Origin of the sequence: Pedobacter sp. AK017 (genome assembly GCF_014200825.1) — a bacterium.
Lineage (GTDB): Bacteria > Bacteroidota > Bacteroidia > Sphingobacteriales > Sphingobacteriaceae > Pedobacter > Pedobacter heparinus.
Window position 1 is genome coordinate 1 of the sequence record NZ_JACHCW010000036.1, and the last position, 6,226, is coordinate 6,226.

The following is a 6,226-nucleotide window of genomic DNA, read 5'->3' on the forward strand; positions in this document are numbered from 1 at the left end:
ACAGCAGTAAGGATTTCTGCATTATAGGCCTTGCTCAGCTGCCCTTTGCTGTAGGCAAACTTTTCATAGTCTATCGTGTAGTTTGGCCCAATGCCCGTTACTGCTTTCGCATAATTATCCGCAAACGCTGCATTAAACGCAGTCTGCTTCTCCTTATGCGCATTCTGGTAGCCCAGCCTGATCAGCGGGGTCAACCGCCGCTGAAAATCAACTACTGTTTTAAACTTGGCCCTTGCATTCATCTGCAAAATTGTAGGCGGTTTTTGCGAAGGGTGGGGGATGGCCGTAATCACGTTCTGGCCATTGGTATAATGCCCAACCAGCGCACCTGCTTTTCCCTGAAAGCCACCAAAGGCTCCCCAAATCTGAATTCCCATGTTTTCTAAATTTAATGGATTAATAAATCTGTTAGTTATAGCAATCAGTTCCCGTGGCTGGCCAGCTAAACACGCGCTGATCACTGATGCAAACCAACAAAATCAGAAATACGAAAGGGGGCGAAGGGCTGAACTTCGCCCCCAATTCGCCCCCTTTAAAATGACTCAAAAACCTGGAAAATATTTAAAGTTATTTTCTAGTTAATCCTTTTTGAATTTAAAATTTGCAAGACCTGGTCCTTGCTAAAATCCATAAGGATCTTCTTTTACAACACATTCAACTCTTCTATTTCTAATCCTTCCATCCTCAGTTTCATTACTGGCAACAGGATCTCTTTCTCCAAATGCCTTAATGGTAATTTTATTAGGGTTAACCCCAGAGTTAACTAAATAAGTTTTAACAGAATTCGCAAAATACCTTGATAAGGTTAAGGCATAGGAAGCAGTTTTTTCTGATGAATAGTAGCCTCTTAACTCTATATCGTCTCCATTTTCTCTTAAAATGCTCGATAATTTATCCAATAAAAGGTAAGATTCTGTTTTCAATACGGAAGAATTATATTCGAAACTGATCACATAATCCGATTGATATTTATGATAAACAATTGGTTTGGGGTCTTTAATTTTTGTTTCCGGTTTTATAACAGAATCTATAACGGAATTCGTTGGGTCAATAGCGGGTATGATTACTGTAGTATCTTTAACAGGCGAATCAATTACAACAGGATTGCTAATGGCTATCTGTTCCTTCTTATCAGAAAATAAAAATGGCCTGTAAATAAGCACAATAAGACCCAAAACTATGCAACCTGTTAAAATCAAAAAAAACACATTAACAGAGGTTGATTTTCCCACTTCGCTTTCCATTTTAGCAGCCTCTTTGGGTTCAGTCTTAATTTTTTGAACAGGAACCTCAGGTACATTTTCAATAATCGGTGCTGCTACTGGTTCTGGTACCAGTTCAGCTTCTTTACTTGTTACTTGTTCCGCTTTTATTAAATTGACCATTTCTATGGCCTGATCTACATATATACCTTTAGGATAAGCGCGAATGTAATTCCTGAAAGTACTTATACTGTTCTTTTTTAATGCAAGGTTCCAAAATCTATCCTCTTCAAGTTGTAAAAGTCTTGACCGGGCTATTGGTACATAAGCCGAATCAGGGTATTGCACTAAGAAAATCTGATAAGCATTTAAAGTATCAGCTAGTTCAGTGCGTTCCCAATCTGCTTCCTCTTTAATTTCCCTGTTTAAATAACTGTTGTTCCTGCAAAATAATACCCGGTCAGCATTATTATAGTTTGATTGCTGGGGGGTGGGTAAATTTTCAGTTTTGCAATAGCGCTGCAGGTCGTTAAAAATATCCCTTAACGAACAATAGTCGCTATCTATGTCAAGACCGTTTTCTACGATATCTAAAAATCTACCGGTAAAAAAAGTTGGTTTGTGTGGAAATTCATAAGGAAATAGTGCGGGTTCATGTTCAGCGGCAGAAGTCATTACATAAGTTCCTTCAAAACCTTTCAGATTGGCTTGGATCATATCCTTCTTAGCACCCAAAATCCCAATCATTGCTCCGCTATGGCAGCAGTCCAATATCACGATTTTAGTACCGGCATTTGACCTCCGGATATATTTTTTAAAATCGTCGATATTGAAACCTTCAATTTCCAGGTCTTTCCTGCTGGTATAAGCAGTAGACAGGAAAAGTTTGTAATCTATTGAACTCAATAAACCATGACCAGTATAATAAACTATTAATGCATGCTTTTTATGATTAGCCAGCATAGTGGCATCCCTTAAGTGCCTTTCAATAGAGATTCTGTTCTCATTCAAAGAAACAATAATGTTGCTTTCGGGGATGCCTATGTATTTATCGTCAATCAGATATTTCTTGAACAATGCGATATTTACTTCCACATTTGGAATAGGGTTGATCTCCGGATCTTCAGGAAAACTGCTAGCTCCTATTAGCAGTACGGTTGTATGCGCATAGTCTAACATTTGACAAGTATTATTCTTTTACTTTGTCCAGAATCTCGCCAACAATATCTTTAATCTCCTGGGCCGAATATTTCCTTCCTCCGTCAATTTCTATATTGCCATTTTTAGTTGGAATGGTAATCTTTGTCCTATAATTGCTTACGTAAAGTTGCAGGCATTTTACCAGTTCAACCAAAGGCTTTTCCGCAGCATCAATTACAGTGCTTATCGAACCTAAAAAATCACCTATGCCCATATGTCTGGGATCTTTATTCTCCGATTCGGTGAGTCCGGTGTGCGAGATACCTTCTATACCACTCTTCTCAATAAAGTTGTTAAGGTTGATGAGGTCTTTTACTGGGTTTTCTCCAGGTAGAGTTAATTTGAGCTTCATTTGGATTCAGATTTTAATCCAATTTAGTGATTTACAACCAATTCCCGCTTACTTTAAAAGTAAATTATTTACTCATATACTCATTCCTTAACAATTCCAACATATTAACCAGGATGATTTCAACAATCATGCACACTCTGGCTTCTGCCTTTTTCCTCTGCTTGTTCAAATTCTCTGCACTAATCCCTTCCGTTCCAACAGTCGTCACATTCGCTGCAAAAAACTTCATTACCGTCATAATCTGCCCCTTCTCTACAATAAATACCCCCACATCAATAAACAGCTGTACTATCAATGCAAGCTGCGGTACCGTAAGGTTCAGCGGAAGTTTAAAATCAAACCGCTCTGCGCGTTCTACAAAGTTCTGTACCGGTGCTGCCACAGTAGCCGGGCTTTTCAGTTCTTCAATATGTGCCAGTTCCAGTGCAATGTATGCCAATAGCAGCTCCGAGAGGTTAGGGCGGCCTGTTTTATAAACCACATTGGGTTTCAGGTGCAGCTTTTTACCTCTTTTGCATACCAGCCAAACCTGGCCGATTGTTTGGTGAAATCAGGTTCAGCATCAACAGCAGCAGCAATTTTTCGGCGGCAATACGTAAAAAAGCTGGCCTTGTTAAAGTTCAGGTATATCAGTTCAACCATCACCCGTCGGTTCCAGTCTTTAACGCTGTTTTTCTTTAACAGCAGCAGCATGTTCTCCATAAACAGCTTGGCATAAACCAATTGCTGTAGGTGCAAATCCCGGTTGTACAATAGTTATTGATGTAGCTTACAATGATCTGCTGTAAAGGCCCGTCAATATCCCTGCTTTTTAATTTCGCAGTCAGTACCAGGCCACTTTCCCTTAACAATTCTATAGATACCCTGCGGTAACTGTCGGGTACTACAAGGCTCAAATCAAAGTATTTGCTCAGCTCTTTTTCAATATAAGTTAAAATACGTTCAATGGCGGTGGTAAAGGCCGCGTATATCGAGTTGCAGCTATCATTTAACCCTGCATTCAAATGCTGCTGCAAAACACCCAGCAGCCTTATGGCCTCGCGCTGGTGGGTCTGGATGTAACGCTCCATAAGGTATTCCTCAAAGTTGCTGCAAGCCAGGTTCCTGAATATGCCAATGATCCGGAAAACCTCCTGGCCAATCTCTATGTTCAACACCTCTGCAGATTTTGTTTTCAGTGTATTTTCAATCCGGGTAGGATGTAGGGAATGCAATAGCAATTCCTCTAAAAGCGAAAGCTCAAATTTGGTTTGGCAGGACATAGGATAGGAGCGTTGTTGTTACTCCGGCAATTCCAGCGCATACCTGGTCAGGTATTGCCCTGCTACCGCATACAAACTGTTGCCCATTACCTTAAAACTGCTTATGGGTACATCCTTATATTTGGGCAGGTAAAACGAATAACAGTACACCTGTTTCTCCAGATCGTATACATCTATTGCTGCACTTTTCCTGAACAAGGTCAGGTCTTCACCTTTACCCATCAGTTTCGATTGCACAAACAAATATTTGCCCTGGTTTGAACAGTTTGCATTTACCATTAAAGTTGGCGAAGCAAAAGTGAAAGACTTTTCGGAGCGCAGCTGATCTACCTTAAAGCGGGCCGAATCTATCGGGTCTATCGTCTTTATTTTCTTTACCAGGTTCAGGTTCGTGTCTATCAGCAAGATCTCGTTGCGGTAATGGTACACATAGGTCAGCATGTGCAGCTGCCGGTTATACCTCAGCATGCCATCCGTGCAAAACAGACCATCTACCTGCTTTTCAAATATGCCGGTATTGCTCATGCTTTCTCCGTTCCCTTTTACCTTGCGCAAACTATTCGCCCGGGTATCGGTGTCTATAAAACGGAAAACCATCGTTTGTGTACCCAGGGGCTGCAGCTGTGCAAAGTATGGGGCTTTTACGTTATACACCGCTGCCTTCCAAACACCAGTACTGCCTTTCAGGATGCTGCGTTCCAAGCCGTTGTACAGGTAAAAAGAGCTGGAATCTACATAAGCTTTATAACTGCCCTTTAACTTTACCTCCTGCCTGTTCAGCTCAAGGTTAATGCTTACTGTATCCTTTAACAAAGGGCCAACCTTTAGCAAATGGCCTATGGCCGTTCCGCTGGCCAGGTAAACCGAACTTCCAGCCTCACCGGCCAGGTAATAGGAATTGTATTTTATATCGATGGCCTTATGGCCTTTAACCACTCCAAGCAGCTTCCTTTTAAAGTTATAAGTAGCCGCGCGCTGTTTAACCGCATAGCGGATGGTCAGATACAGGATAGGTAAAGATGAAAGTACAGCAACAATGATCAGCAAGTAGATAAATTTTTTCATAGGCTAATGGATTATGGGATATAAACGCTAGGTTTGGAATAAACGACCCGCTAATGCAGCGGGCCGTTTAAGGAGGTCAAACTAAATTGGGAGATCTAGTTTTGTCTGTACAGTGGAATGGTACAAAGACCAGTCTCTGTATCCTGCAGGTAGGCATCGCCTCCGGCCAGCAGCTGGCAGGCATTGCCTGTGTAGTTTACATCACAGGTACCAATTACATTGCCTGGGGTAGTACACTCACCCTGGTCGTTGTAAGGCGATCCCAGTAAAACACTTGTTGTTGGTTTTGCCGTGGCAAATACAGTGCTTACGACACATACAGCCGCAATAACGAATGTGAAAAATTGTTTTTTAACGCTTTTCATTTTGTTTAAATTATAAGATTAATGCCTACTCTGTTTCAATCAGGTTTTTCAGCTTCCACCTGTTCAACGCGCATTGAATATTTTTAACACACCTCGTCGTCATGCCTAAAGTGGTCGTCCTTAACACACCCCGTCATGCCGAGGGAAGCGCAGCGACGAGGGATCTCTTGAACTATGCCTAAACAAGAGATCTCTCCCTGCGGTTCGAGATGACGTGTGCTGGCATCACGAAACCGGCGGTAAAACCCCAGCCACAACCCAGCAATCCCCAATCCCACAAACCCTACATTAAACCACAAATGTTCCGACCATTGCATCTGTTCCAAAACACCACCACAATGGCAAACCGGCCTGTCACTGAACTTCAAAATCACTATGATGTACAAGCTAAACATGATCATCAAGCCATAACTGGCCCAAAGTGCCGGCAGTAAAGTCCGTTTAAAGGCCAAACCTGCAGCAATCAAAATCTCCACCGCAGGCACAAGCAGTGCAACCAGCAAAGTAAAATCCGAAAGTATAGGCGATTGCCCAAGCTGCACTTTAAACTTCTGAAAGTCCCAAACTTTGCTAAATGCTGCATATAAAAACAGCAGGATAAACAGATACCTGATGGCGTCAATCAACAGCAGGTACCAACATCTTTTATTCAAAATCAATTTCATATCCTCTAATTATTTCCCCGGCTGGCCTGCTCAAAAAAAATTACCTTCTGTGAAGAGCATTGGGATATTTTGGACTTCTTCAGTCCAAAGGATCCCCGCGATGAGCAGAACGGTC

The 6,226-nt window shown here is 41.7% G+C and carries 9 protein-coding genes; all 9 read right to left on the reverse strand.

What is annotated here, in order from left to right:
- A partial coding sequence (locus tag HDC92_RS24775; protein ID WP_221271015.1) for a DUF6266 family protein occupies nt 1-377 on the reverse strand: 377 nt, incomplete at its 3' end.
- Between the two features lie 243 nt (nt 378-620).
- On the reverse strand, nt 621-2,381 hold the full coding sequence (locus HDC92_RS24780; RefSeq protein ID WP_183877559.1) for an OmpA family protein: 1,761 nt from the start codon (nt 2,379-2,381) through the stop codon (nt 621-623).
- A gap of 10 nt (nt 2,382-2,391) precedes the next feature.
- On the reverse strand, nt 2,392-2,754 hold the full coding sequence (locus tag HDC92_RS24785; RefSeq protein WP_183877560.1) for a hypothetical protein: 363 nt from the start codon (nt 2,752-2,754) through the stop codon (nt 2,392-2,394).
- 64 nt (nt 2,755-2,818) lie between these two features.
- On the reverse strand, nt 2,819-3,193 hold the full coding sequence (locus HDC92_RS24790; RefSeq protein ID WP_183877561.1) for a hypothetical protein: 375 nt from the start codon (nt 3,191-3,193) through the stop codon (nt 2,819-2,821).
- 50 nt (nt 3,194-3,243) lie between these two features.
- A complete protein-coding gene (locus HDC92_RS24795) occupies nt 3,244-3,456 on the reverse strand; it encodes a hypothetical protein (RefSeq protein WP_183877562.1) in 213 nt (70 codons plus the stop codon).
- Nucleotides 3,432-4,016 (reverse strand): hypothetical protein, encoded by a 585-nt coding sequence (locus HDC92_RS24800; RefSeq protein ID WP_183877563.1) that lies wholly within the window; start codon nt 4,014-4,016, stop codon nt 3,432-3,434. Before HDC92_RS24800 ends, HDC92_RS24795 begins: the two co-directional genes overlap by 25 nt.
- Before the next feature lie 18 nt (nt 4,017-4,034).
- Nucleotides 4,035-5,081 carry a hypothetical protein gene (locus HDC92_RS24805; RefSeq protein ID WP_183877564.1) on the reverse strand — a complete coding sequence of 349 codons (1,047 nt, stop codon included), beginning with the start codon at nt 5,079-5,081 and terminating at the stop codon, nt 4,035-4,037.
- A gap of 95 nt (nt 5,082-5,176) precedes the next feature.
- Nucleotides 5,177-5,446, reverse strand: a complete 270-nt coding sequence (locus HDC92_RS24810) for a hypothetical protein (protein ID WP_183877565.1) — start codon at nt 5,444-5,446, stop codon at nt 5,177-5,179.
- An 83-nt stretch (nt 5,447-5,529) separates the two neighbouring features.
- Nucleotides 5,530-6,111, reverse strand: a complete 582-nt coding sequence (locus HDC92_RS24815; protein WP_183877566.1) for a MauE/DoxX family redox-associated membrane protein — start codon at nt 6,109-6,111, stop codon at nt 5,530-5,532.
- Between the last annotated feature and the right edge of the window lie 115 nt (nt 6,112-6,226).

Bases quoted from the DNA above. Each gene is read 5' to 3' on its own strand.
- HDC92_RS24780 (WP_183877559.1), bottom strand. From the start codon at position 2,381: ATGTTAGACTATGCGCATACAACCGTACTGCTAATAGGAGCTAGCAGT.
- HDC92_RS24785 (WP_183877560.1), bottom strand. From the start codon at position 2,754: ATGAAGCTCAAATTAACTCTACCTGGAGAAAACCCAGTAAAAGACCTC.
- HDC92_RS24795 (WP_183877562.1), bottom strand. From the start codon at position 3,456: ATGGAGAACATGCTGCTGCTGTTAAAGAAAAACAGCGTTAAAGACTGG.
- HDC92_RS24800 (WP_183877563.1), bottom strand. From the start codon at position 4,016: ATGTCCTGCCAAACCAAATTTGAGCTTTCGCTTTTAGAGGAATTGCTA.
- HDC92_RS24805 (WP_183877564.1), bottom strand. From the start codon at position 5,081: ATGAAAAAATTTATCTACTTGCTGATCATTGTTGCTGTACTTTCATCT.
- HDC92_RS24810 (WP_183877565.1), bottom strand. From the start codon at position 5,446: ATGAAAAGCGTTAAAAAACAATTTTTCACATTCGTTATTGCGGCTGTA.
- HDC92_RS24815 (WP_183877566.1), bottom strand. From the start codon at position 6,111: ATGAAATTGATTTTGAATAAAAGATGTTGGTACCTGCTGTTGATTGAC.